19 protein-coding genes and 1 pseudogene are annotated in these 26,484 nt (G+C 42.4%); 8 read left to right on the top strand and 12 right to left on the bottom strand.

The annotated features are described in order from the left end of the window. Positions 1-92 precede the first annotated feature (92 nt). From NOS7524_RS12195 to NOS7524_RS12170, 5 genes are all read right to left on the bottom strand, one after another. The gene (locus NOS7524_RS12195) at positions 93-662 is read right to left on the bottom strand and encodes a hypothetical protein (protein ID WP_015138785.1); all 570 of its coding nucleotides are present in this window, start codon (positions 660-662) and stop codon (positions 93-95) included. 340 nt (positions 663-1,002) lie between these two features. Continuing rightward, positions 1,003-1,957, bottom strand: a protein-coding gene (locus NOS7524_RS28610) for an IS630 family transposase (protein ID WP_216087509.1) whose coding sequence is annotated in 2 segments (ribosomal slippage) — positions 1,003-1,615 and positions 1,614-1,957 — 957 coding nt in all. Because the reading frame shifts where the segments join, the coding sequence is not laid out codon by codon here. 74 nt (positions 1,958-2,031) lie between these two features. Further along, the gene (locus NOS7524_RS12180) at positions 2,032-2,607 is read right to left on the bottom strand and encodes a hypothetical protein (protein ID WP_015138784.1); all 576 of its coding nucleotides are present in this window, start codon (positions 2,605-2,607) and stop codon (positions 2,032-2,034) included. Positions 2,608-2,839: 232 nt separating this feature from the next. Further along, complete coding sequence (locus NOS7524_RS12175; protein ID WP_015138783.1) at positions 2,840-3,646, bottom strand: inositol monophosphatase family protein; 807 nt, start codon at positions 3,644-3,646, stop codon at positions 2,840-2,842. A 23-nt stretch (positions 3,647-3,669) separates the two neighbouring features. Further along, positions 3,670-5,097, bottom strand: coding sequence for a BCD family MFS transporter (locus NOS7524_RS12170; protein WP_015138782.1), 1,428 nt, complete (start codon positions 5,095-5,097; stop codon positions 3,670-3,672). Positions 5,098-5,262: 165 nt separating this feature from the next. Here NOS7524_RS12170 and NOS7524_RS12165 point away from each other — a divergent pair, with 165 nt between their 5' ends. Beyond that, positions 5,263-6,210, top strand: coding sequence for an aldo/keto reductase (locus tag NOS7524_RS12165; protein WP_015138781.1), 948 nt, complete (start codon positions 5,263-5,265; stop codon positions 6,208-6,210). A gap of 162 nt (positions 6,211-6,372) precedes the next feature. Here the strand turns inward: NOS7524_RS12165 and NOS7524_RS30685 are convergent. From NOS7524_RS30685 to rimO, 3 genes and pseudogenes are all read right to left on the bottom strand, one after another. Then, positions 6,373-6,817: pseudogene (locus NOS7524_RS30685) on the bottom strand (Uma2 family endonuclease). A gap of 138 nt (positions 6,818-6,955) precedes the next feature. Beyond that, positions 6,956-8,488, bottom strand: a complete 1,533-nt coding sequence (locus NOS7524_RS12155; RefSeq protein WP_015138780.1) for a DEAD/DEAH box helicase — start codon at positions 8,486-8,488, stop codon at positions 6,956-6,958. Between the two features lie 236 nt (positions 8,489-8,724). Then, positions 8,725-10,041: a 30S ribosomal protein S12 methylthiotransferase RimO gene (gene rimO / locus NOS7524_RS12150; RefSeq protein ID WP_041555727.1), complete on the bottom strand. Its 1,317-nt coding sequence runs from the start codon at positions 10,039-10,041 to the stop codon at positions 8,725-8,727. 815 nt (positions 10,042-10,856) lie between these two features. Between rimO and btpA the strand changes: the two genes are divergently transcribed. From btpA to NOS7524_RS12130, 4 genes are all read left to right on the top strand, one after another. Beyond that, complete coding sequence (gene btpA, locus NOS7524_RS12145) at positions 10,857-11,705, top strand: photosystem I biogenesis protein BtpA (protein WP_041555726.1); 849 nt, start codon at positions 10,857-10,859, stop codon at positions 11,703-11,705. Between the two features lie 249 nt (positions 11,706-11,954). Continuing rightward, positions 11,955-12,944, top strand: a complete 990-nt coding sequence (locus tag NOS7524_RS12140) for a vitamin K epoxide reductase family protein (RefSeq protein ID WP_015138777.1) — start codon at positions 11,955-11,957, stop codon at positions 12,942-12,944. Between the two features lie 681 nt (positions 12,945-13,625). Further along, complete coding sequence (locus NOS7524_RS12135; RefSeq protein WP_015138776.1) at positions 13,626-15,821, top strand: CHASE2 domain-containing protein; 2,196 nt, start codon at positions 13,626-13,628, stop codon at positions 15,819-15,821. Between the two features lie 704 nt (positions 15,822-16,525). After that, entirely contained in the window at positions 16,526-16,762 is a 237-nt protein-coding gene (locus tag NOS7524_RS12130; RefSeq protein WP_015138775.1) for a hypothetical protein, read from the top strand. A gap of 195 nt (positions 16,763-16,957) precedes the next feature. Here the strand turns inward: NOS7524_RS12130 and nadB are convergent, their stop codons facing one another. The 4 genes from nadB to NOS7524_RS12115 all read right to left on the bottom strand — a co-directional run bounded on the left by nadB (position 16,958) and on the right by NOS7524_RS12115 (position 20,579). After that, positions 16,958-18,631 (bottom strand): L-aspartate oxidase, encoded by a 1,674-nt coding sequence (nadB, locus tag NOS7524_RS12125; RefSeq protein ID WP_015138774.1) that lies wholly within the window; start codon positions 18,629-18,631, stop codon positions 16,958-16,960. Positions 18,632-18,649: 18 nt separating this feature from the next. After that, complete coding sequence (locus NOS7524_RS30000; protein ID WP_171815371.1) at positions 18,650-18,823, bottom strand: hypothetical protein; 174 nt, start codon at positions 18,821-18,823, stop codon at positions 18,650-18,652. A 191-nt stretch (positions 18,824-19,014) separates the two neighbouring features. Next, on the bottom strand, positions 19,015-19,443 hold the full coding sequence (gene psbU / locus NOS7524_RS12120; protein ID WP_015138773.1) for a photosystem II complex extrinsic protein PsbU: 429 nt from the start codon (positions 19,441-19,443) through the stop codon (positions 19,015-19,017). A gap of 356 nt (positions 19,444-19,799) precedes the next feature. Continuing rightward, the gene (locus NOS7524_RS12115; RefSeq protein WP_171815370.1) at positions 19,800-20,579 is read right to left on the bottom strand and encodes a DUF3120 domain-containing protein; all 780 of its coding nucleotides are present in this window, start codon (positions 20,577-20,579) and stop codon (positions 19,800-19,802) included. Between the two features lie 278 nt (positions 20,580-20,857). Here NOS7524_RS12115 and NOS7524_RS12110 point away from each other — a divergent pair, with 278 nt between their 5' ends. The 3 genes from NOS7524_RS12110 to NOS7524_RS12100 all read left to right on the top strand — a co-directional run bounded on the left by NOS7524_RS12110 (position 20,858) and on the right by NOS7524_RS12100 (position 26,281). Then, the gene (locus NOS7524_RS12110) at positions 20,858-21,820 is read left to right on the top strand and encodes an undecaprenyl-diphosphate phosphatase (protein ID WP_015138771.1); all 963 of its coding nucleotides are present in this window, start codon (positions 20,858-20,860) and stop codon (positions 21,818-21,820) included. A gap of 305 nt (positions 21,821-22,125) precedes the next feature. Then, positions 22,126-23,457: a TIGR03279 family radical SAM protein gene (locus tag NOS7524_RS12105; protein WP_015138770.1), complete on the top strand. Its 1,332-nt coding sequence runs from the start codon at positions 22,126-22,128 to the stop codon at positions 23,455-23,457. Between the two features lie 97 nt (positions 23,458-23,554). Continuing rightward, the gene (locus NOS7524_RS12100) at positions 23,555-26,281 is read left to right on the top strand and encodes a glycoside hydrolase family 10 protein (RefSeq protein ID WP_015138769.1); all 2,727 of its coding nucleotides are present in this window, start codon (positions 23,555-23,557) and stop codon (positions 26,279-26,281) included. Positions 26,282-26,484 lie beyond the last annotated feature (203 nt).

Genomic DNA, 26,484 nt, shown 5'->3' with positions numbered 1-26,484 from the left:
AGGCATTTTAACCACACTGAAAGTAGCTTGTGAAGGAACTGGGGATTGGGTAAGAAAGATTTTGATACCTTTTTTGCAAGTATTTACACCACTTAGTTTTCTAACTCCGATAAACTGGGAAATTTGACCTCAGTTTTGCTTAACCAAATTACCAAGTCATCGGAGTGAACTGCAATCTCACTACCCAAGGTTTTTATATATAAAAGTCCGTCACTGATAATTAAGTCTCGGATGGGATACCATGAAGTGCGTGTACGGATTAACAAATCTAAGGGAATACCTAACTGTAACTTATTTTTGCGATACTTCCACCAAGCCCGCCACAGATGGACGGATTTCGTACAGTGCATACGATAACCTGGAGGCAGTGGACAGTATTGATACCGATAGCAATGGCGTTCATCTATTTCCCCTGTAAGAATATAGCTGTGATCTGCCAAGGCTTCGTTCATTAATTCCCAATAGGATGAAGTAGATTTAATTGAGAACTCTAGTGTTTTGTGAGCTAGTTGGACAGTAGCAATCACACCTTCTGCCTTAGCTGTGACTTGGTTACTTTTGTAGACTGTCTGCGCCTGTAAAGAAGTGTTAGCTAACAAAACTTCTTTGTTGTGGATAGATTGGTTAACAAACTCTCTGAGTAAATCTAAATTAGATAACATAGCTATTTTATATTCAATGCACCATTTTTACTTAAGCGATCGCTCAGTGTCAGTCCGCAATTACCGTAATATCATTGGTACTATATAATCGCTTGAGACTTAATTATACACAAACTATTTTTTAAATTTGTAAATATACGGTGAACTATTTTGATTCTTTAAATTTGTCTATTACAGGTAGTAAAGTTTTTATGAAAAAATATTTTATTCATGTATTTTAGATGATTTTTTAACCAATATCTAAAAATCACTTTGATAAAAAATAAAGTTTTTATATAAACCCAGTATAAATACTGGAAAAAGAAGTGAGAAATAGGAAATGAAATAAATATAGCGTTTCTCAGTCTGGTGAAGTACAGTAGCAACAGTGGGTAAACCAATTATAAATATCATTTAAAGAGATTTGGTTAAAAGCCATTTCAATTGCTTTTGCTAAATCTGGATAACTTCTAGCACCAAGAGAACGTAGTATGTTCTTCAGCTTCGACCAACAATTTTCAATAGGGGAAAAATCAGGAGAATATGGTGGTAAATAAATCAACTTAGCTCCGGCAGCCTCAATGAGTGCTTCAATATCTCCACCTTGATGAATTGAGCAATTGTCCATGATTACATAATCACCTTCCTTAAGTTTAGGAACTAATTTTTGAGCAATATAAGCCTCAAATGTCAGCCCATCAGTTGCACCTAAAATGCTATATTGACTAATCACACCCCTCAGACCAATTGCACCAATTATCGAAACATTTTTACTGCGTTTTTGAGGTCGAGAACCATGCGCTCTTTTACCTTTAGGGGAACGAGCAGAATGTCGGCTCAAAGATAGATTAGCTCCAGCTTCATCAAGGAAAATCAGATGATCAGCAGGTATTCCTTGAATTAAGAGCCAGAACTGGACTCTTAATAATTGAACTCTCTCAGTTTCCTTTTCTGCGGCGTGCAATGTTTTTTTTTAAGCTGATTTCCATCTTCTGTAACATTCTGTCTACTGTGGAAATACCAATCGTTATCCCTGTCTTCTCTTTGAGTTGCTCACGAATTTCTGATAAAGTGGCATCATTCTTGGCTTCTACTATTTCAAAAAGAACATTCAATTGTTCTTCATTTAGCTTTGGTGGAGTTTGTTGCATCCTGACTTTAGGCGCGATACTTCCTGTTTCTCTATATTGTTTAAGTAATTTCTCAATAAAGCTTAAAGTTACACAAAATCTTTTGGCTAACTGACGTTGTGATATTCCACCTGTCTTATATGTATCAAGTATTTTTTGGCGTAAATCGAGCGAATATGCTTTCATTTTTACCCTGGCGAAGATGTACAGTTTTATTTGATTTAGTGTACTTCATTAGACCGGTAAACGCTATATACTCACTAATGACTATTTTCACTACCAATTTCTCCTTGAGAATTTGATTCAATTTTGCTTAACCAAATTACTAAATCTTTAGAATCTAATGCAATTTCACTGACCAAGGTCTTAATGTAAACCAGTCCATCACTAATCATCAAATCTCTAACGCCATACCAGGAATTTCTACTTCTGATTAAAATATCTAAGGGAACTTTTAGTTGTGAAGCATATTTACGGTATTTCCACCAAGTCTGCCAGAGGCAAACCGAGTTAGTACATCGTAGTTTATAACCTTGGGGAATGGAACATGGTTGATATTGATAGCAGCCCTTTCTATCTATTTCACCAGTACAGATATAACTGTATTCTGCTAAAGTTTCGTTTATGACTTCCCAATAAGATGAAGTCGCATAAATCAAAAAATCAGATGGCGTGTGATCTAGCTTGGCAGTAGCAATTACCCCTTCATTTTTAGCAATTAGTTGATTGCTTTTATAAACCATTTGCGCTCTCAAAGAAGAGTTTGCTAATAAAACTTCTTTCTTTTGGATAGATTGCCCAACAAATTCTCGCATTAAATCTAGATTAGTTAACATAAGTTTTGATACCCAAAAAGCAACTTATGCTTATAAGAAAAGCAATTCAGTGTTTCAGTATGAATTAATTGGCTATTGACAGTACAGTCATCAGCTAATGACATCATCTAATTACATATACGCGGTAAAGATGTAATATCCTGAAAAAATACCCAAGTTGCCTGTAAAAATTTTGGCTTTAGGCAACTTGGGCTAATGAGAAATATTTAGGATTAAAAGCTGAAAAAACTCTTTAGATCTTCACAGATTGGGTAAAAGGCGTAAAAAACGGAACTAATTCCCCACGACTGACAACGAGGGTAGGGAAAGAGCGATCGCTATAATCTGCTGCCGATACTAAAGGAAATGGCTGTGAATTAAGCGATATCCAGCTACCACCAGCCGCTTGCACAATCACCCAAGCTGCTGCAATGTCCCAAACTTTGGGTGTCGCCTCTACACCGCCTAATGTAGCCCCAGCCGCAACGGTGAGGAAGTTATAGCTCGCTACACCTAACATCCGAATTTTGCAAGGAAAGCCTTGCTGCACTACAGCTAAACTACGGGAACAAAGATTGAAAAAATGATTGCTAGTGGGAGCGTCAATACTGGTATGAATGGGGTGATGATTGAGAAATGCTCCCGATGGTGTAGTAAGTCCGGAAGTACCTTCCCAAAATCCGTGGAAGGCTTGATTCAATGGTGGCACGTACACATAACCAAAAATGGGTGTGCCTTGATATAGTAAAGCCAAAGAAATCGACCAGATGGGAATACCTCGTGTAAAGTTGGTTGTGCCATCTAAGGGATCTATTACCCAACACCAATCTGTACCGGGAAAAACCTGATCGCCTTCTTCACTCAAAATCCCGTAACCGGAGAAAGTAGAAGCGATCGCATCCCGAATTTCTTGATCTGCCCATTTATCAGCCTGTGTCACTAGGCTACCATCAGCTTTTTGTGCAGCCTGCACCTGTCCAAAATCTTGCATTAATTGCTTTCCCACTCTGTTAGTAGTGGTTTGGGCAAAATCAACAACTGTTGTCCAAAAATCATTCATTTATAAATTCTCACAAAGCCGTTCTAGTCTAAATCACTTTCTAAGACAGAAGCGATCGCTTGCTTGGTATTGGTTTGAAATTCGGTGACGTTGACTCTATTGAGCAACAAAATCGACAGCACCATTCCCACAGCTTCCAAAGCAAATACCAGCCCATAGGCTAATTCTAATGTTGGTAGCACTCTCCGGCCTAAATCCAACACCGCGCCACCTGCTACTACTGCTAGCCCCCTGGAGACAGACTGCGCCAATCCCCAAGCACCAATAAATGTCCCTGCTGTTTCTGCTACTGTCAAATCCAGCATTAAGCTAACCGCACCCGTAGTTAAGAAGCCAGTCGCTAACCCAAATAACACCAAACCTAACTTCAAAAAGCTGGGATTAGCCGAAAATCCCGACGCACCCAACAATAAAGCTGCAAATGCTACCAAAATACAGCCTAAGCGTATAGTTCTGCGTTTACCCAGATGCGGTACAATCAAAAACCCTGTGACTGCGTAAGCAATCAAAAGACCTGTGCCATAAAAAACATTGAGTTTGGTACTTTCTGCTAAAGGCATTTTAAACACTTGACCCGCAAAAGGTTCAACAATTGGGTCTTGCATAAATAAGCAGAATGTCATCACCAGTAAAAAGGTGAAAAATAAGGCTGTTTGGGGACTAGCTGTTAAAATTTTCCACGCCGCACCCAAGGTAATGCTGTCTTCACGGTTGGCTAATGTCGAACGGCTACTATAGAGGGAATACTTTTTTTCTACACCCAAGATAGCCACAATTGACAGCCCAAAAACAATGCTGGGGACAATGATAAATAGCCTGTTAATTGCTCCCTGTAAATTAATGATGTCGGCTTCTGGGGTGATTTGTCGGAGTAAGCCGGAACTAATAACTGCGCCGACAATAATCCCCAGCATGAGCATTGACCATACCACACCCACCACTTTGGAACGGTTATTTTCCTCGGAGATATCTACTAATAAAGCAGCGAAAGCTGTACCACTAGCGCAAATTGCTAGACCGTAGATGGCAAAAACTAAACCTAAAATTGCTGTCCAGCCGATAGTTGCCGTTGTCCACACCCAGCCATTAGGATCATTAGCTACACTATTTAATTGCCACATGACTTGTACAGCTAAAAAAGCAGCGATCGCAAATATCGCTGCACCCACCCAAACATAAGCTGTGCGGTGATAGCCCCACAAAGGCTTGGCATCGGAAATCTGACCAAACCAAATCCGCGAAGGCGATACAAATGCGGGTAATGCTAGTAGTAGCGATACTAACGTCGCTGGAATCGCTATTTCTTGAATCATGACTCTGTTCAGTACACCCAAAGTCAAAATAGACATCATGGCCAACCCCATTTGAAATAGGCCAAGTCGAAACATTGTGAACAGATTCACTCTTTTAACTGACTCAGGTTTTATTGACTCAAAGTTGCTAGTTGCCATTGATACTTAACTCAAGACACTATAGGATTTAGCCTTTCTTTAACTTAAGATAAACCCTGCCCATCCCCATGCTGTCAATTTTCATGCTGTTTACAGCAACTTCTCCATGATGGTCAAGCTACACTAAAAAAGTAAAGAAATGTAAATTAAGTCAAACTTGCTAGCGTGGAAACAATCACATTGGGGAAAAATGGCCCGTCTGTAACACCCCTGTGCCTTGGTACTTGGGCTTGGGGTGATAAGCTGTTTTGGAATTATGGCGATGATTATGGCCCAGAACAGTTGCAAGCAGCATTTACTGCCGCTTTAGAAGCTGGTATCACCTTCTTTGATACTGCTGAAGTTTACGGGCTAGGACTATCAGAAAAATTTTTGGGGCAATTTCTCCAGCAGACACAGCAGCCAGTCCAAATTGCTACGAAATTTGGCCCCCTACCTTGGCGATTTACTGGACAATCTGTTTCTGATGCGCTAACAGATAGTCTTAAACGCCTACAAGTGGAAAGTATTGCCCTGTATCAAGTACATTGGCCTTTCGCTTTCTTTTTAAGTCAAGAAACTTTGTTAAACACCTTAGCCGATGAAGTGAAGCGGGGGAGAATTGCCGCCGTTGGTGTAAGTAACTACTCAGCAGCGCAAATGCGGGAAGCTCATCAAATATTAGCAGCCAGAGGAGTACCTTTAGCTGTCAACCAAGTTCGTTACTCTTTACTCACTCGCCAAATTGAAGGTGATGGTACTTTCGCAACTGCCCGTGAGTTAGGTGTAACAATTTTGGCATATAGTCCTTTAGCTCAAGGCTTGCTCACAGGCAAATATACACCTGAAAGTGCTGATAATCCTAGCGGCGCGAGAAAATTAGATCCCAGATTTAGTAAGGAAGGATTGCAAAAAATTGCACCAGTAATTTCTTTGCTACGTAATTTAGGCGAGAAATATGATCGCACTCCTGCCCAAGTTGCCCTCAATTGGTTAATTGCTCAGGGTAATGTCATTCCTATCGCTGGGGTGAAAACCGCCGAACAAGTACAACAGAATGCTGGTGCTTTGGGTTGGAAATTAAGCGACGATGAAGTTGAGGAATTAGAAAAAGTGAGTCGTCCTTGGAGGTGAAGTACCACAGGTGTAGCATAGCGAAACCTGTGGCTTCCCAGGCTCACCACGGAGGTTAGAGGTTAGGGAAGAGAGGTTGGTAATTTTTTAACGCAAAGTCTCGCGGAGGTAAGCGCGGAGGTAAGCGGAGTTTTTCTCAAGATTATGCTTTCCTCTAGCCTTTTACTTAAACATAGGAGGCCACAGTTCTGAGATTGTTAGTTCCCAATCGGGTAATAAATCTAGTAATGTCAGTTTATCGTTATTCTTTAAAATAATTGGTTCTTGATTCAGGCGGTAAACAGTTAATGTTAATTTGTCTTCAGGAAATCATAAAACTATTACCATCAGAGGCTTTTAAAGCTGTCACCTGTCACCTGTCACCTATCACCTGCTATACTACCATTTTCTGTTTCCAGTCTAGGCAGAATAAAACCAGCACTCGAACCAGTTACCCGTCCAAGTTTACGTGGGCGTACCCAGTTGCCGAGTATCGAATTAACTCAGCACCTATTTCTTCGGAAACATAATCCGATGGCCCCATCACCAGGATATTCCCATCCACCAGTTCCATCTGCCATTCTGGATGTTCAGCTTGTAGCTGCTCTAAGTCCGAGATAGTGAACATAAGACTAGAAATTGTGCCTCATTATCTATGTTCCTACAAGCTGATAGCAACAGTTAGTCAAGGTTAGCAGTAATGAGCTATGAGTTATATACTCAGCATCGACTAAACGCCGCGCTACCGCTAACAATACTCAGCACTCTATGAAGCTGATTCCCTAGCTGTGGATGAGCCTAACTTGTGATTACCAGAAGAAACAGAAGGCTCACGGCGACCTGAGCGTAGTTTTGGCTTAGGAGTTGAGCGTCTGTCGTCATCTCCATTGTTATCGGATCTATTCCAATGAGAACGGTGTCTGTCATCACCGAAGTCGCGACGCTTGCCTAGTTTGGGTTTGGGAGTAGGTGCTTCTTCAGGAATTTCGACCTCTGAACTTAACCATGCGGGACGAGTTTGATCGTAAGCGATTTGTAGTGCCGCAGCTGCGATCGCCTGAGCGTCATATTGCTCAATCAGTTCGCTGATAATTGGCAAGAATGAAGCTAAACGCTCTCCAGTCAAGGCTTCTTTGACTTGTCCTTGCAATTTTTGAATGTGACGGGCTTCAATTTGCGCTCGTGTGGGAATAGACAGCAATTGCCAGTTTTGGCGCACATGGCGTTCAAAGATTTGCTGTTTGCGACGCTCAAAAGGCTGTACTAAGGTGATGGCTGTACCTTCTTTTCCGGCGCGACCTGTACGGCCAATGCGGTGAACGTAGGTTTCAACGCTATCGGGGAGGTCGAAGTTGATCACATGGGATAGTTGATCGACATCTAAACCGCGCGCTGCAATGTCGGTAGCTACTACCCAACGTACTTGGCGATTACGGAATCTAGTTAGTAACCTTTCCCGTGCTTGTTGTGACAAGTCACCATGATATTCATCAACACTATGACCAGCAGCTTGTAGTTGACTGGTAAGTTCGGCGGCTGTACGTCTGGTACGGACAAAGATTAAAGCGGTTTCTGGGTCTTCCATTTCCAGAATTGGCTGTAAAGCTTTGGCTTTTGTCCAGTGGCGGGGAATGAGATACGCTACCTGATTGATTTTGTTGGGGGTGGCTTTTGGTTGCTCAACTGTGACTGTCACAGGCGATCGCAAAAACTTGTTGACCAACATCCGAATCGATGGTGGCATGGTAGCTGAAAATAGCGCAGTTTGTCGCTCTTGGGGTGCTTGAGAAAGAATTCTCTCGACATCATCAATAAAGCCCATGCTTAACATTTCATCGGCTTCATCTAGGACAAACCATCTGACTTGATCTAGTTTCAGGCTGCCCCGTTCTAGTAAGTCAATCACCCGTCCGGGAGTACCAACTACTATATGTACACCACGCTTGAGTTGTAAAATTTGACGGTCAATTGATTGACCACCGTAAATTGCTGACACCCGCACGCCACTGTGACCAATAAATTGGCACATTGCATCGTGTACTTGAATGGCTAGTTCACGGGTAGGAGTTAAAACTAAGGCTTGCACACCTCTTTGCTGCACATCAATCCGCTCTAAAATTGGCAGGGAAAAAGCGGCTGTTTTGCCTGTACCAGTTTGAGATTGACCTACTACATCCCGGCCTGACAACAGTTGGGGAATAGCTTGAGCCTGAATGTTGGTAGGTGTTGTAAAACCAATTTTTTCTAAGTGGTCAACGCGTTCCTGTGAAATGCCTAGTTCTGGAAAAGAAAGATTCATCAACTCTCCTAGATTGTGTTTTTTTGCTTTGCGTTTTGTCAATTGAAACTTTTATTGGGTATTGGGGACTGGGTATTGGGGACTGGGTATTGGGAACTGGGGAAAAGAACGAATTACTTTAACCTTTCTCCCTCCTGTAACCTGCAACCTGTAACCTGTAACCTGTCACCCTTCGGGTTCGCCGGTCGCTTATGGGGGAAACCCCCAAGACCGCGCCGGCTCACCTGTCACCTGCCTTACTGGACAACTTGACCAAACAGATCGTACTCATCTGCGCCGTGGATCTTGACGGATACGATAGTTCCTAACTTGGCCTCGCCACTAACGTAGACCTGACCATCAACTTCTGGGGAAAATCTGCCAGAACGACCGATTAATTTCCCACTTTCAGGGTTTTCCTGCTCAATCAGGACTTCAACAATTTTGCCGATTTCCTGCTGATTTTTTTGCCCAGATATGGGCTGCTGGATGGCCATGACGCGATCGCGGCGTTCATCCATGACAGCTTGCGGCAATTGATTTGCCAGTTTGTAGGCGGGGGTTCCCTCTTCTTTTGAAAAGGTGAATACTCCTACATGGTCAAATTCATGCCTGTGGACAAACTGTAGTAAATGCTCAAAATGTGCTTCTGTCTCTCCAGGGAAGCCAACTATGAATGTTGTCCGCAACACAGCTCCTGGTATGGCGATTTTCAGGCGCTCGATAATCTCGTCATTGACACGCCCTTGCCAGGGACGGTTCATCGCCCGGAGAATTTCTGGATGAGAATGTTGTAGGGGCAAATCCAAGTAGGGTAAAACGTTGGGTGTTTCTTGAATCGCCGCTATGACTTCTGGGGTTAGTCCAGTGGGATAGGCATAGTGCATTCTAATCCACGGTACATTCACTTTCCCCAAAGCACGTAATAATTCGGCTAGTTTGGGCTTACCGTAAATATCTAAACCGTAGTTGGTGGTGATTTGGGAAATGAGAATAATCTCTTGCACCCCTTGAGAAGCTAGTTGCTTGGCTTCAGCAACTATAGACTCTATGGTACGCGATCGCTGGTTGCCGCGCAGGTGGGGAATAATGCAAAATGCACAACGGTAATCACACCCTTCAGCTACTCTGAGGTAAGCAACGCCTTCCGTTGTAGTGCGGTAGCGCGGCGTAGTTTCATCGGCAATATAGGTTGGTTCGGCGCTAACCTGTTTAACCCGTTCCCCTTGCTCTACTCTTTCAATGACATTAACTATCTTATGGTAATCTCCCGTGCCAACTACAGCCACTGCTTCCGGCAACTCATCCAATAACTGTGACTGGAAGTGCTGCGCCATACAGCCTGTAATCACAATTTTTTTATTCGCCTCTGCCAACTCTACCAAAGTTTTGACAGATTCTTCCCTCGCAGCTTCAATAAAACTACAAGTATTAACAATTACATAATCTGCTAACTCTTCATTTGTATCTACACCATAACCTGCTTCTACCAGCAGCCCTAACATATGTTCTGTATCAATTCGGTTTTTCTCACAGCCCAAGTGAGAAATTGCTATTGTTGGCTTTTCACCCATATTTTGAAAAAAGCTTCCAGTTTTTTCTTGTTGTCCAAACACAAATGGCAATAATTTCGCTCTTTGTGATTCGCACCCTTGCACTGACTGACATTGCTAGGCGTGGGTGTTCCACTGTCAGCAACTGCCTTTAAATCTATGACCCTGGCTATTTCAGGTCATGTTATGATATTTGCTATTAGTTTGTTTCCCAGGGTAATCTTAAGTGTCTTTGGGTAAGTTTGACACTTGTAATTTTTTTTAACAATTCGCCTGTTGGTATTTTACATTACCGCAGCGTGTGCGTTGTTAATTTACCCATCGGGAAGCCGCCCAAAGGGCTGGTTGTGAGAAGTCGCTACCCTCTGGGAAATCGCACTTGCGACTACGCCCAATAAAGCAGTAATGCTACCCCAATGCTCAGGCTTGGTCTACGACAATGCGCGGACGATGTACCTAAACCAAGGGAAGCTGCCTTGCGTGTTGTGAGTGGCAAACTCCTCTTGTAGCCAGGTTTTATCTTAACATATCTTATGGTAAGTTTTACTCCCAATTCTGTCTTCAGGTGGAAGCAGTAAAATAACCATAATAAAACACATTTAATGGTAAGGAAGGGATTGGGGACTCTTAAGAAGCAGGGGAGCGGGGGAGCAGGGGAGCAGGGGAGGAAAAACTTTGTCTATGCCCAATGATGGCAGTTGCTATAAGTCGGGAAACTCGCTCAACGTACTGCCTCCCCAATGCCCCATGACGGCGGTTGCTATAAGTCGGGAACCCCGCCCAACGCACTGCCTCCCCCATTCCCAATAACCCATGCCCTCACAATAGTTAAAGACGTGGACTTATATCAGCTGTTTAAAACTCAAACACCAATTATTGGGGTGGTTCACCTGCTGCCACTCCCTACTTCTGCACGTTGGGGAGGTAGCCTCAAAGCAGTCATTGACCGTGCGGAACAAGAAGCGACGGCTTTGGCTAGTGGCGGAGTGGACGGTATCATGGTGGAAAACTTTTTCGATGCGCCGTTTACAAAAAATCAGGTCGATCCCGCAGTTGTGAGTGCCATGACTGTGGTTGTGCAACGGATACAGAATTTGGTGACGTTACCTGTCGGCATTAATGTTTTAAGAAATGATGGCAAAAGTGCAATGGCGATCGCCAGTTGTGTCCGCGCCCAATTTATCCGTGTCAATGTATTGACAGGGGTAATGGCTACCGACCAAGGATTAATTGAGGGAGAAGCCCATCAATTACTCCGCTATCGACGAGAGTTAGGTGCTGATGTCAAAATTCTGGCTGATGTTTTAGTAAAACACGCTCGTCCCCTCAGTTCTCCCAATCTCACTGTTGCTGTTAAAGACACAATTGAGCGTGGCTTGGCAGATGCCGTAATTTTATCGGGTTGGGCTACTGGCTCTCCACCTACCCAAGAAGATTTAGAACTAGCTTGTGGTGCAGCCTATGGCACGCCAGTATTTATTGGTAGTGGGGCCAACTGGGAAAATATTGCTACACTGTTGCAGGCTGCTAATGGTGTGATTGTTTCCAGTTCCCTCAAACGCCAAGGTCGAATTGAGCAACCAATTGACCCAATTCGCGTCAGCCAATTTGTAGAAGCTGCCCGTCGGAGTTGGAACTCCAAAGGTGATAGCAAATCGACAAAACAAGTAAAGCTACATTCTTAAGAATGAGGCAGTAGGGATAAGAAAGCAGGGGGAGCAGAGGAGCAGAGGAGCAGAGGAGGATGTAGCTTGCTTCTCTTACGATGGCGTAAGCCTACCCGTAGGGTGGGAGTGAGGGGAGATAAGGTAGACAAGGTAAAATTTTTACCCAATTCCCAGTCCCCAATCCCCAATCCCCAATCCCCAATCCCCAATCCCCAATCCCCAGTCCCCAGTCCCCAGTCCCCAGTCCCCAATCCCCAATCACAGTTTATGATTCGCCGCCGTTCTACTCCTTGGATTCATAAGTGGTCGCGTTTAATCATCGCCGCGATCGCTGGACTTGGTGCCTTGACTACCGGTTATTTAACTATCGAAAAGTTAACAGGTGGTAGTGCTGCTTGTGTAGCAGAGGCTGGTACTAAGGGTTGTAATGATGTACTTTCTAGCCCTTGGGCAACGGTTTTAGGTCAACCACTGGCTTTATTTGGGTTGTTGGCCTACACAGGTATGCTGGTGCTAGCTTTAGCTCCTGTGGTCTGGAAAGCAGGAGAAAACAGTAACCACAAACAACTAGAAAACTTGACGTGGTGGCTGCTGTTGGTGGGAGCGATCGCTATGTCCGTCTTCAGTGGCTACTTAATGTATGTACTGGCAGTTCAAATCAGATCTGTGTGTCCTTATTGTATCGGCTCTGCTTTGTTCTCTTTAAGTATGTTGGTACTGACTATTCTTGGTCGCTCGTGGGAAGATATTGGACAAATCGTTTTTACTGCCATCATTGTAGGGATGGTCACGATCATTGGGACTTTAGGCGTTTATGCGGGTGTGAACACATCAGGTAACATAAGTGGTTCCACTGATGGCAAACCTCAACAAATTAGCTTCATACCCCAAGAAAATCCTAATCCTGAATTTGGTTGGAAAATCACTACTACTTCTGGTGAAGCGGAAATCGCCCTAGCACAACATTTAGTAAAAGTAGGTGCTAAGGAATACGTTGCTTATTGGTGTCCTCATTGCCATGAGCAAAAACTACTCTTTGGTCAAGAAGCCTACGATATCCTTAAGGAAAATAATGTCCAGGTAGAGTGTGCTGCTGATAGTCCCAAGGGTAAACCGGAATTGTGTCAAGCTGCAAAAATCACAGGCTTCCCCACCTGGATTATTAATGGTAAAAGCTATAGCGGTGTACAAAACTTAGCAGAATTAGCCAAGATTACAGGTTATACAGGCGCTAGCAACTTTAAATACTTCAAATAACCTCTCACATTAATTCCTTGTTTGGATTACCTCATTTTGAGGACTGCCAAATTCAAAAATATCCAATATGTAGGGTGCGTCAGCAGGAATATTTTCTTGGTATTGCAGGGTTTTATTTGACTGACGCACCCTACTAACTAATATCTATTACTAGATAATCATCAATTAATTCATCAATCAACTGATTACATACAACAAGATGCTTTCAGTTGACTGCTTTATTTTTATTTATATAAAGGGAAAAAGTAGCAAGTTGTATAGAATTGTCCATTGTTAATTGCTGAAAAGTTTACCAGTATAATTACTCCAACCAGTAATTCCTAAATTCACAGTTATTTTTCAGTATATGAATGATTTTTGAGTAGAGAATTACACCAAAGTCAAAAATAAAGTTTGGCAATTACAAGTTAGTGAAAATATACTTTTGTTATTAACAAACAATATTTACAGTCAACTTGTTTTCATAAACAAGAAACTGCCAGTTGTAATTTTTTAGTCATGAAATTTTATGAATTATCTGTCATCAAAGCTAAACACCGATAATTGGGAGCAATTTCACTGAATTTAAAGGGTTTTCCACCAGTCAATTATAGTTCTGGCTGGTCATACTTTGTGCTAGCTATCTGATAGCTATTGTTAAGCATAGTCAATAAAAATCTTTCTCCCTATTAGGTAATGGGAATGAGTCAGCAACTAGGTAAGCGTCTTGTGCAGTTAATTTTAGGACTGAAACAATCGCTTAGTCGAAGACGCAGAGAATTGATTACTACCTCTAGCGTTATGGTGTTAGTCCTATTTTTACGCTCTGTAGGATTACTACAATCCTTAGAGTTGGCAACATTGGATCATTTTTTTCATTTACGTCCCTATGAGCCACCTGATGAGCGGATCACGATAGTAGCGATTGATGAGGTTTCTTTACGCGGAGGATTCCCCATTCCAGATGGAATCATTGCTGAATTATTACAAAAATTACAAGTTCACCAACCTCGTGCTATTGGCTTAGATATTTACCGCAATTTACCTACACAACCTGGTTATGAGGCTCTGGTTAGTGCTTATAAATCAATGCCAAATTTGGTTGGGATTGAACTACTAGCACCCAATAATCAGAACGCGAGTGTTCCACCTCCACCAAAACTGAATCGTGAACAAGTAGGTTTTAACAACTTACTATATGATCCTGATGGTAAAGTTCGCCGCAGTTTGTTGTATTTGCATATTGGCGACCAACTGCACGAAAGTTTTGCGTTAAAACTAGGTTTATTGTATTTAAAAGCAGAGGGTATTAAGCCGCAGAAAGCCGCTATTAACCCCAAGTATTTACAGTTAGGTAAGGCAGAATTTCCTAGGTTTCAAGGAAATGACGGTGCTTATGTCCAAGCTGATGCTAAAGGCTATCAAATTTTGTCAAATTTTCCCAAACCGGGTTGTCGCAATCATACTCCTAGTCAGTGTGGTTATCGCCAAGTGAGTATGGTGGATGTGCTTAATAATAAAGTACCAACAAGCTGGATTAAGGATCGCATTGTCTTAATTGGCTCTACTGCTTCTAGTGTGCAGGAGAGTGTGTTTATTCCCTATTCTAGCCGTCTGATGGCAGGAGCCAAGCCTGTGGCTGGGATTGTATTGCAAGCGTATTTTGTTGATCAGTTAATCTCAGCAGCTTTAGACGGTAGACCATTACTCAAAGTCTGGTCAGATTTTGGGGAATATTTGTGGATTTTTGCTTGGTCTTATATTGGCTCTGCAACCACATGGCGCATCCGAAAACCTATTCCTAGTTTGTTGACGGTTCTATTTTGTTGTTTGCTGCTGATTATTAGTGCGTATTTGGCTTTTTTGTTTGGTTGGTGGATACCACTGATTCCAGCATTACTCACCTTCGGTGGTTCGGTGGTGTGGATGACTTATCAGCTTGCTTATATGCAGGAAGAGTTAAAACGCTCGAAAGAGTTTTTGCAGGAAGTGATAGATACGATCGCTGACCCGATTTTTGTGAAAAATGAACAACGTCAGTGGATAGTTTTAAATGAGGCTTATTGTCAATTTATTGGTTATCCCAACACTGTGCTGATTGACAAATCAGATGTTGATTTTTTCCCAACCCACGAAGTTGATGTGTTCCGAAAGCAAGATGAATTGGTGTTTACGACGCAGCGTCCCCATGAGAACGAAGAAGAATTTACTGATGCTTACGGGAAGACGCATCTGATTGCTACTAAGCGATCGCTCCACAAAGATGCAGCTGGCAATTATTTTTTAGTGGGGGTGATTCGAGATATTACTCAGCGTAAGTTGATGGAAGAGGAACTCAAGCGGACTGCGGCTGAGTTGTTTCGCTCTAACAATGAATTAAAACTCAAAGAAGACCGTTTACGTTATTTAGCCTATCACGACTCCCTCACAGGTTTACCTAATCGGAAATTCTTTGCTGAACAACTGCAAGAGTCGATCAATTGGGCGCACAGTCACAATTTACTACTAGGTTTACTGTTTATCGACCTAGATGGCTTTAAACAAGTTAATGATACCTTGGGTCATGAGATGGGCGATCGCCTATTAGTAGTCATTGGTCAACGCCTCAGCAATTCTTTACGTGCTAGCGATACTGTTTCTCGCTTAGGTGGCGATGAATTTACCGTGATTTTACGAGCTATACCTAATATGCAAGTAGCTGCTAAAGTTGCTGAGAAAATTTTAGTCAGCATTACTGAGCCAATTCTTTTGGACGGATACACTACTAAAGTGTCTGCTAGTATTGGCATCAGTATTTATCCTATACACAGCAAAGATGCTGACACATTAATCAAACAAGCAGATACTGCTATGTATCGTGCCAAGCATCTAGGTAAGAATTGCTATGAATTTTCTTAAAAATGAATACTTACAGTATTTTCCCCATTTTATGAGTTTAAAAACAAGCTGTATTAGTATTTTTGTACTATAATGGAGCTAGATAATTGCCATTTTTACTGAGCTAGTAATACCAATTCTATGAAAAGCTTCACCAAATAAATTCTGTAGAGACGTTGTATGCAAAGTCTCTACAACAACCTATAAATTGCATCTTCATAAAGAAACGGTATAACCTGTAACTTTAAATTTGCCAAAAAATTTATCAAAAATTAAAAATTACCCAAAAGTATTTCCGGAGTCTCCCTATTTTCACCGAAAACAGTTGTGTAGACCCAAAGCTATCTACGTAATGTTACAGGTTTGACATTTGGTACTGTGAGAAATTACACTTAAAAAGCTTAATTTTTTATTAAAAAAATACGAGACAGATAATTCTCCTGTGGTAATTAATGAACATATATAACTTTTGACTGAGAATTACTTCTAACTTTTGACTGATGTTAACCATCGGTTCTCGTTATATTACTTAATTGTCAAGATGCTTTTAAGGCATAATCCTGAATTTTTGATTAGCCGCAACATCACTTAATGACAGTTAAGTAGCTATCAGTTAGCAGTAGATTTTCACCAAAACTTAACTTCTTTGGAAAAAGTAATTTAGCTTACTGTATTTAACAAAACACACTGGATAAGTTCAGAATACATACCCTTTAGCAAAGCCTATGACAACCAAATTGAAAATCATTGGTGTTGTGATATTTTGCATCAGTGCTTCTTTGATCATCCCAAAAGTAGCAGATGCAACCGGCACCTTCCATTACTTAGCTGCTAATGCTTCTAATCCCACTACCGGAAAACTTACACACCCCCCTGCTCTTCATTTACAAGATTCCAAAGACACTTATATTCCGCCGAACTATGGCGCTCCATACAGTGAATATGGGACTGGTACGCGCTGAATATTTTTTTTGTACAAATCACATCACAATAAGCCATAGTAATATGTCACAAGAGTTTTCTCTTGCAGCACTACAAATTTGGCTCAACATACTAATAAGTTATGCTGTCCATAGATTTTATTGAGTGTTTGTACTTCTTCGATGAAGAAGAGTATATGCAACGAAAATACTTACTTGAAAATACTTAAGCAAGTTTTAAGATTTCCCGACCGGAGATTGCCACCATTGATATTTTTGTACTATAGTGTGAGCTTGCCAGTGAGGATCTGCATGGGGATAGTCTAGGCGGTAGTGTCCACCCCTGCTTTCAGTTCTAAAGGCAGCACTTTTGAGAATAAGTTCAGCGACATCCAGTAAATTGCGTGTTTCTGCCCATAGTCGTAATTGCGGTTCAATATCTGGAACATGGAAGCTCACAGCTTCGTAGGGGCGTAAAGAAATTAAGAATTGACTCAACAGCAAAGCTGCAAAATTTTGTCGCCAAGATTCTACAGAGGCGATCGCCGCAGATAAACCCGACTGTTCTCGACAAATACCTGCACTTTGCCAAACTAGACGGGGTAATTTTTCCCGAATCACAGCCAATTGTGCTTGCTGAGTCTGCCATTCCCTCGCTTCAATCTGAAATTCCCGCAATGGCAAATCTGGTAATGGTGATGTGGTAGCTGAATTGGGCAGTTGAATCTGGGAGAATTGCGCTCCAAACACAATACATTCCAGCAATGAATTACTAGCTAATCGGTTGGCTCCGTGTACTCCCGTACTGGCAGTTTCTCCCACTGCGTATAATCCCGGAATATTGGTACGATTACTTAAATCAGTGGCAATTCCACCCATCCAGTAATGGGCTGCTGGGGCTACAGGGATGGGTTCTTGAAAGACATCAATGCCCCAACGCTGGCAAACTTTGACAATATTAGGAAAACGTTGCCGAATCTTGTCGGGAGGAATCGGACGCATATCCAACCAGACATGAGCAGTGGCGGGATCAACGGCAGTTTTTTGCAAATGGCTAAAAATAGCTCTACTGACTACATCTCTAGGTGCGAGTTCTCCAGCCGGATGATAGTCAAAAGCAAACCGCCGCCCTTCATTGTCAACTAGGTGTGCGCCTTCGCCCCGAACCGCCTCACTAATCAGGAAGCGTCCGGGTTTAGTTAAAGCTGTGGGATGAAATTGGACAAATTCTAAATCACGCAGAATCGCCCCAGCCCGCCAAGCGATCGCGACTCCATCGCCGGTACTCACAGCCGGGTTGGTAGTTTGGGCAAATACCTGTCCACCGCCACCTGTGGCTAAGATTACCGCCCTAGCCCTCACCCAGTTAATTTTTCCTTGATAAAACAGGCTAATACCCTGACAGTTACCAGTTTCGTGTTCTAACCATAAACTCAAAGCCAAAGCTTGCTGAATAACTTGGATATTGTGACGACGTAATACTTGAGCAGAGAGGGTAGTTGTGACTTCCCTACCTGTGGTGTCGGCTGCATGAAGAACCCGGTGACGAGAATGGGCTGCTTCTAAAGTTAAAGCTAAAGCTTGCCCATGTCGATCAAAAGCTACCCCCAAATTCACCAAGGATTGAATACAACTAGGGGCGTGTTGGGCAAGAAATTCTACAGCCGCAAGATCACATAAACCTGCGCCTGCTTGTAATGTGTCCTCAATGTGGAGAGTAGGAGAATCATCTGGAGCGATCGCGGCGGCGATACCACCTTGCGCCCAATCACTCGCTGAAAGCGTTACTGTTTCTTTAGTAATCAAACCGACTTGCAAAGATTCTGGTAGACACAATGCTGTGTATAATCCAGCAGCACCAGCACCGATTACTAAAACATCAAATTGGCTAGGAATATCTATTTGTGGCAAGGTGAGAAATTTTAGGGATTAGGGATTGGGGATTGGGGATTGGGGATTGGGGATTGGGGATTGGGGATTGGGGATTGGGGATTGGGGATTGGGGATTGGGGATTGGGGATTGGGTAAAAATTCTACCTTGTCTACTTTATCTCCCCTCACTCCCACCCTACGGGTAGGCTTACGCCATCGTAAGAGAAGCAAGCTACATCCTCCCCTGCTCCCCTGCTCCCCTACACCCCTACACCCCTAAATCTCCGTAACAAGCCCCTGATTATTCCTGTTCATGGGTAAGTCTTAATACTTTTGGTTCAATTATCCCCTGATTTAAAGAAAATTCCCACTCCCTAGGATGGGAAGTGGGCTACTTTTTGCTACATTAACTGATTTGGGGGTTATCTGTAGATACCGTTGTTAAAGCGATCGTCTCCTTCGTTGAAGGCAGGTTCTAGTTCTGTCACTGTGAAGTTATCGAAATTAGCTTGTAGAAGTTCTTTTTGGCGATCGTTCAATCCTTCTATATTCAATACATCCTCTACCGTTTTGTAAGGAGCATTCTTGATAATTTTCTTAGCCAGAGTTGGATATAACCCTGGATATTGTTGAAAAGCTCTTACGTTGGTATTGTTCAAATCGACTTTCTTGCCAAAATCTGTTGCTAGTTTGGCATCTGCCCGATTTAGTCGTTCAATTGCCAAAACTGGGACTTGAGGAACCAAAAAACTTTGTAAACTGCCAGCTTGGGCAATTTGAGTTGTTCCCAACCATCCCCAGCAGCCTAGCAACAAACTAAATACTGTTAATAAACGCACCAATCCTTTCACGATTTTTTACCTCTTTCATCAAACTGAAATAACAGTGTTAAGCTAACAGCCGCCAACTATCTATAGTCCATCATCATATAGTTATGACTATTGATTCTCAACTATTAACCATTGACTAAAAGCTGATGACTTAATCAACACACAGCAGCTATCAGAAACTAATATACAGCTTATTAATACCCTCAATATTTATAGTAGGCAGAAGGTAGCTAGGGAGCAGAGGAGCAGAGGAGCAGGGGAGGATGTAGCATCAACTTCCCACAGGGTGGGAGTGAGGGGAGACAAGGGAGAAAAGGTAGAATTTTTACCCAATCCCCAATCCCTAGTCCCCAATCCCCAGTCCCCAGTCCCTACCCTCATGCTGTCAAAGCCGCTAACAAAAATAAACTATCTACCAAGATTGTACTTAAGACTGCACCACCAAACGCATACCAGTGTTGCTGTTTTTTACTTAAGGGGATAACACCCGCTATTAGTAGTCCGATGGCTAAAATAATTGCCCAGCCTATGCCCCAAGGGGTTTGGACTTGGCTGACTGCTGCTTGTAAAATCGGTGACACATTTTCTGGTTCTACTTGCATGATTTGCCGCCAGTAGGGCATCAAATCTACTAAATAAAAATACACATCTGTTAAGACGGTACCGAGTAAGGAACCTAAATAAAACCAATTACCAACCTTGCCCCAATTGCGAAATAAACACCAACAAGCAAAGGGTAATGCTATCGATTCTACTGGCAGATGCCATAGAGGTTCCCAACGTAACCAACCCCAATAAATTGCTCCTGCTAACCAACTCCAACTAAAGCCTAAGAGCAAATCTCCCCACAGATAAGTGCTAGAACGTGACATTAACTTAAAACTCAGCCACACCCAAAATCCTGTCATTGCCAAACTTACACCCGGCAGCGATCGCACCAGTGGCGCTTCGATAAATACTGGTACTGAGACTAAAAATACTGCCGCCGCAAATACTAACCAAGTTGTTTGGGAATATAAGGCAAAAGGCAGAGAGGGTGAGGCTTTTAATGTAGATTCCAATTCTTTAAGGCTCCTCTGCCCGGTGTTGCTAGGGTGTAGCTCATGATCTATAGGGTTGGTAGAGGTAGTGTAGGGAGACAAAGTATTATTAATCAAAATTTTAATAATTGTTACTAAACTTTATATTAAACAAAATACCATACGTAAAAATCCCCCTGGGGGGCATATTTATATTACTACGGGATGAGGATCTGGGAAAGACAAGGAGAGACAAGGAAGAATTTACCTCCTCTGCTCCCCCTGCTTCTTCTTTGCTTTCTCTTCTTGCACAGCTAACTAGAACATGAGATGCTTTGTGGGGTGATTTTCCTGGCAACTTGCTGAGATAGTTGTTTGTTTAATTATTGGTAATCACAGCGATCGCAGGTAGACTCATGATTTTATTTAAACGTCAGTGGTTTGTGCTTCTTGGTGCAGCTTCTGCTGCTTTATCTGTAGTGGCATTTCCCTTAAAAGTTCTCAGTACCCCAGCTAACCCAGGAACAACTGGGGTACAACAAATGAATATTTTGCAAGCGATTGTTTTAGGCTTTGTGCAAGGTATGACTGAGTTTCTGCCGATTAGTAGCACAGCCCATTTAAAAGTAGTACCAGTAGCCCTAGGCTGGGGTGATCCGGGGGTGGCGTTCACGGCTGTGATTCAGCTGGGTAGTATAGCCGCCGTGTTGTGGTATTTCTGGGAAGATTTAACCAGAATTATCCAGGGGGCAACTAGAGCGATCGCGCAAAAAAATTATGATGACTATGACTTGCGCCTATTATTGGGGATTCTTTTGGGAACCTTACCCATTTTGGTATGTGGACTGTTAATTAAAAGATTTATTCCTGACTTTGATAATTCACCCATTAGAAGCTTAGGTGCGATCGCGATTGCTTCGATTGTCATGTCAATTTTATTGGGATTGGCAGAAAAACTCGGCCAGCGTCAGCGAGATTTTGAACACCTGACAATGAAAGACGGGCTACTCATGGGTGTAACTCAAGCATTAGCTTTAGTTCCTGGTGTATCTCGTTCTGGTTCTACCCTGACTGGGGGATTATTTATGGGTTTACAACGAGAAACCGCCGCGAGGTTTTCTTTTTTATTAGGGATTCCCGCCATTACCTTAGCCGGGTTAGTGTCATTAAAAGATGCTTTAGGCACAAGTTTGGGGGATGGGGCGATAATTTCCCTGGTGGCGGGAGTAATTTCGGCGGCTATCTTCTCTTATATTGCGATCGCAGGGTTACTACGCTTCCTGAAAACTCAAAGCACTTGGGTATTTATTTGGTATCGGTTGATATTTGGTGTGGTAATCTTGGGTGCAATTAGTGCCGGACTGTTGAACAATAGTTAATAGCCCATGGTCGATAGTCATTAGTTATTGGACTGTTGACTATTGACCAAAGAAAGGCAGAGGGCAGGAGGCAGAAGGCAGAAGGGGGAAAATGCAATTTTTGCCCTCTGCCAAAAGGGTCACAAGCTCCTAAATTCATTTATGAACAAAAGTTGAAAATGTATTTTGAGGCGCGTAGCGCAAAAAATACGATGTCCTTGTTAAATCCCCTAAATTTATTTATGGGGATTTCCTTCTGCCCTCTGCCCTCTGCCCTCTGCCTTCTGCCTTCTTAATAATGACTATTGAGTGTTGACTTTGGACTCATGTCTACTATTCGTCCTGCCAAAATTACTAAAGTATTACCAGACTCGATCGCAGCTGAAATCGGTTTTGAAGTAGGCGATGCGATCGCAGCTATCAATGGTACACAGCCCCGTGATTTAATTGATTATAAATTTCTCTGCTCAGATGAATTTATAGAATTAGAAGTTTTAGATGCCTCTGGCAAGACTCATTATATTGAAATTGAAAAAGACTACGACGAAGACCTGGGGTTAGAATTTGAGACGGCGTTGTTTGATGGGTTAATTCAGTGCAATAATCGTTGCCCATTCTGCTTTATTGATCAACAACCACCCGGTAAGCGTTCTAGCTTGTATTTAAAAGACGATGATTACCGTCTCAGCTTTTTATATGGCTCTTATTTAACCCTGACTAATTTACCGGAAAGGGAATGGCAACGCATTGAACAAATGCGCCTGTCTCCATTGTATGTGTCGGTTCATGCCACAGCACCCGACATCAGAATTAGACTACTCAAAAATCAGCGTGCTGGACAAATCTTAGAACAGTTGCGGTGGTTCCAAGCCAGACGCTTGCAAATTCATGCTCAAGTAGTTGTCTGTCCTGGTATAAATGATGGACAACACCTGGAACAAACCCTACGGGATTTAGCGTCATTTTATACTGGTGAAGTGCCTACTGTGGCATCGGTGGCAGTCGTGCCATTAGGTTTAACCAAATTCCGTCCAGAACAAGACGAACTCATTCCTGTAACTCCAGAAAAAGCTCAAGAAGTAATTGCCCAAGTACGATTACTAACAAGAGAATTTCGCCAAAAATCTGGCTCTAATATTGCTTGGTTAGCTGATGAATGGTTTTTGATTGCTGGGGCAGATTTACCCAGTGAATCTGAATACGAAGAGTATCCACAAATTGAAAATGGTGTGGGTTCAATTCGCTTATTTATTAAACAATTTGAAATAGCGGCGGCGGAATTATTGCCTGCAAAAATTGCCTATCCTAAAAAATTAACTTGGGTTGTGGGTAATGCAGTCGAAAAAGCCTTTCAACCCATTGTCAAACGCTTGAATGCAGTTACAGGTTTAGAAATAAATATGCAAGCTCTCAATAGTGATTATTGGGGACAAGCTATTAGTGTAACAGGCTTAATTACAGGACATGACTTACTTTTAAATCTACAAGGGCAAGATTTAGGTGCAGGAATTTTGCTACCAAATGTCATGCTTAAATATGGGGAATTAGTGTTTCTAGATGATATCAGTGTTGCGGAAGTAGGTCAGAAATTACAGACAAAAATTTTCCCAGTAGCAGGTGTAGAAGAACTAATCAAAACCTGTATTAGTGAGGCGTGAATGATTGATTGTTAAATATCAGTCATTCTTCGGAGGTGAATTATTGGTATACTGCCTCATAAATAATAAAGAAATAATAAATGGGGAGTGAGTAGTAGTGAAGAATCAGGGACAACACAAGAAAAAAAATCTAAAATTGTCATTGAAAAATCAGAGATTCTTCATTTTCACGGCTCAATTTATTATTGGTATTTTTTTGCCTATTCAGATAGTAAAACCAGCAACGGCAGCACCTGTACTGAGCGTAGTACAGAGTGAAGAAAATGCCCAACATTGGGCAGGAATTACCAAACGCTTACAGACAATTGGTGTACCGTATTGTGTGCTGCCCCTGTCTAATGTGAGGAGTGTTGCAGATTGGGGCGATCGCAGACTGTTATTCTTACCCAATATTGAAACATTAACACCAGCCCAAGCGATCGCTTTACAAACATGGATGAACAAGGGCGGTAACTTGATTGCTAGCGGCCCTGTAGGTAGTCTGTCAGCCCCCGGAGTCCGGGAGTTACTCAAAAATCTTTTAGGCAGCTATTGGGGATTTAGCCTGAAAGATACACAAAAGCTCAACCCACCGAAAACCAAAATACCAAACTGGCTCACCCAAAATGGGCTGTTTGGTCAAGTGCATGGCGGCGTTTTAGTTCCCAATGATAGTGATGGAAAAGTTATTGCTGTCTGGAATGCCCAAGATAATCCAGCGGCCGTAGTATCAACAGAGCGTTCCACCTTATTAGGTTGGCGCTGGGGAACAGATGCAGCCTCCACCGCCGAATTAGATATTGCTTGGTTAAAAGCCTCACTCAATCGTCATCTATCAACCCCAGCAAATAGCAACCAAACCCCAACCACCACCGCCCCAAACTGCCCCACTTCCCCCAATGCCCAATCCCCAATCCCCAATCCCCAACGCCACTTGCTACAAGTCGGCATAGCCGCCCAACGCAGTGGCTCCTCCCCAATCCCCACTCCCCCCAAACAAGACGAAGCCATCGATCAACTAGAACAAACAGTACGTTGGGATGTTCTCCCTAATTCCAATACACCGATTAATCAGAGTGAAGTAGCTGCTATGCAACAACAGCTAGACAATCTGATTGGTAGAATCGAAAGCGCCCATTTAGCGGCATCAGCCAATGCACCTAGCACCAATCAATCTCACTCTCTCAAGGGAGAAGATACACAATTGGTGGCTACTAGATTTGGCGCACCTACAGCCAACAAAGAGCAAGTATTAGCTCAAGCTAGAGTAGTAGCCAAAAACTTACCCAGATTAATAGCTAATAAAAATTACGCGCTAGCGCGTCAACAATGGCTAGCAGCGAGAACAAATTTATGGAAACAGTTTCCTACTGATAGGAGATTAGCTACCGCAGAAATTCGCGCAGTTTGGTTAGATAGAGGCACAATAGTCCGGGCTGGTAGCGAAAAAGGACTGGCGAAAATTTTTGATCGGCTAGCACAAGCGGGAATTAATACTATCTTTTTTGAAACTGTCAATGCTGGTTATCCCATTTATCCCAGCCGAGTTGCACCGCAGCAAAACCCCTTAATTCGGGATTGGAACCCCCTAGCCTCTGGGGTGAAATTAGCCCATCAACGAGGGATGGAATTACACGCTTGGGTTTGGGTGTTTGCGGCTGGTAATCAGCGTCATAATCAACTACTGAACCTGGATACTAATTATCCAGGGCCTGTGCTGGCGGCTCATCCTGATTGGGCTAACAATGATCAACAAGGGAATACTATTCCCATCGGTCAGACAAAGCCCTTTTTTGATCCAGCTAATCCCGAATTGCGGCAATATTTACTCAAGCTATACGAGGAGATTGTTACCGAATATCAGGTCGATGGCTTACAGCTAGACTACATCCGCTATCCCTTTCAAGATCCCAGTGCAGGACGCACCTATGGCTATGGTAAAGCCGCAAGAGCGCAGTTCCAACAATTGACAGGTGTAGACCCAATTAGTATTACTCCCGCTCAAGTCCAATTGTGGCAGCAATGGACAGCATTTCGGACTCAGCAAGTGGATAGTTTTGTGGCTCAAGTCTCCCAAATGTTGCGTCAAAAACGAACTAATTTAATTTTGTCAGTGGCGGTATTTCCCCTACCAGAAGCCGAACGCATCCAGAAGCTACAACAACATTGGGAAGTTTGGGCGCGACGAGGGGACATAGATTTAATTATTCCCATGACTTATGCCCAAGATACTGTGCGATTTCAAACCCTAGCACAACCTTGGATAGCTTCGACTCAATTAGGTTCTACTTTATTAGTACCAGGAATTCGTTTGCTGTCTTTACCAACAATGGGAGCATTTGATCAACTGCAACTAATTAGAGATTTACAAGTCAGTGGTTACGCATTGTTTGCCGCAGAAAATTTAAACAACGAACTACATCAATTGTTTAGTAATACTCAAGGACAGGTGCCATCTGCAATTAGCGAACCTATTCCTCATCGTCATCCTTTTAATTCTGCTGTAACACGTTACATTGCTTTACAACGAGAATGGCAGTTGGTGTTGCAAAAGGAAAAACTGCAAATATCGCCATCAAAAATTTTAGAGTTTCATCATCAAGCAGAAGTAGTTAAAAATGCTTTAAATCAGTTAGCGGCTGCACCTTCTACAAGTAAATTGCTAACAACACGAGCCGCTATAACACGCTTTCAAACTCAGTTTCGGGTATGGATGCGTCAGCAAGGAAAGGATAATACCTACCAAGTCAAAGCTTGGGACAATCGTTTAGCTGCGATAGAAAGGTTGTTGCGTTATGGTGAACAAAGATTCAAGTTAGATAGTCAAAATCAGACCAATAAATAAATAATATTTGTAAATTTCACATTTTTTGTAGTTTTAGCCAATATATCTAGCGATCGCCCTATTTGTAGAGAACCGTAGGAAAGGCTGGGCTTTGCCCATCGACTAACAGCAGGTTCTATCACTGTAAAATTGGGAAGATTTATTTGTTGTATTTCTTCATACTAACTTTACAGTATTTATACGCCAGATATTATTATTTATTT

It is taken from the genome of Nostoc sp. PCC 7524 (assembly GCF_000316645.1).
Lineage (GTDB): Bacteria > Cyanobacteriota > Cyanobacteriia > Cyanobacteriales > Nostocaceae > Trichormus.
The sequence above is the reverse complement of the archived record's forward strand: the minus strand, read 5'-3'. Positions and strand labels throughout refer to the sequence as shown.

Excerpts from the sequence above, each read along its gene's own strand:
- NOS7524_RS12195 (WP_015138785.1), bottom strand. The coding sequence starts at position 662 with ATGTTATCTAATTTAGATTTACTCAGAGAGTTTGTTAACCAATCTATC.
- NOS7524_RS12180 (WP_015138784.1), bottom strand. The coding sequence starts at position 2,607 with ATGTTAACTAATCTAGATTTAATGCGAGAATTTGTTGGGCAATCTATC.
- NOS7524_RS12175 (WP_015138783.1), bottom strand. The coding sequence starts at position 3,646 with ATGAATGATTTTTGGACAACAGTTGTTGATTTTGCCCAAACCACTACT.
- NOS7524_RS12170 (WP_015138782.1), bottom strand. The coding sequence starts at position 5,097 with ATGGCAACTAGCAACTTTGAGTCAATAAAACCTGAGTCAGTTAAAAGA.
- NOS7524_RS12155 (WP_015138780.1), bottom strand. The coding sequence starts at position 8,488 with ATGAATCTTTCTTTTCCAGAACTAGGCATTTCACAGGAACGCGTTGAC.
- rimO (WP_041555727.1), bottom strand. The coding sequence starts at position 10,041 with ATGGGTGAAAAGCCAACAATAGCAATTTCTCACTTGGGCTGTGAGAAA.
- NOS7524_RS12140 (WP_015138777.1), top strand. The coding sequence starts at position 11,955 with ATGATTCGCCGCCGTTCTACTCCTTGGATTCATAAGTGGTCGCGTTTA.
- NOS7524_RS12135 (WP_015138776.1), top strand. The coding sequence starts at position 13,626 with ATGAGTCAGCAACTAGGTAAGCGTCTTGTGCAGTTAATTTTAGGACTG.
- NOS7524_RS12130 (WP_015138775.1), top strand. The coding sequence starts at position 16,526 with ATGACAACCAAATTGAAAATCATTGGTGTTGTGATATTTTGCATCAGT.
- NOS7524_RS12110 (WP_015138771.1), top strand. The coding sequence starts at position 20,858 with ATGATTTTATTTAAACGTCAGTGGTTTGTGCTTCTTGGTGCAGCTTCT.
- NOS7524_RS12105 (WP_015138770.1), top strand. The coding sequence starts at position 22,126 with ATGTCTACTATTCGTCCTGCCAAAATTACTAAAGTATTACCAGACTCG.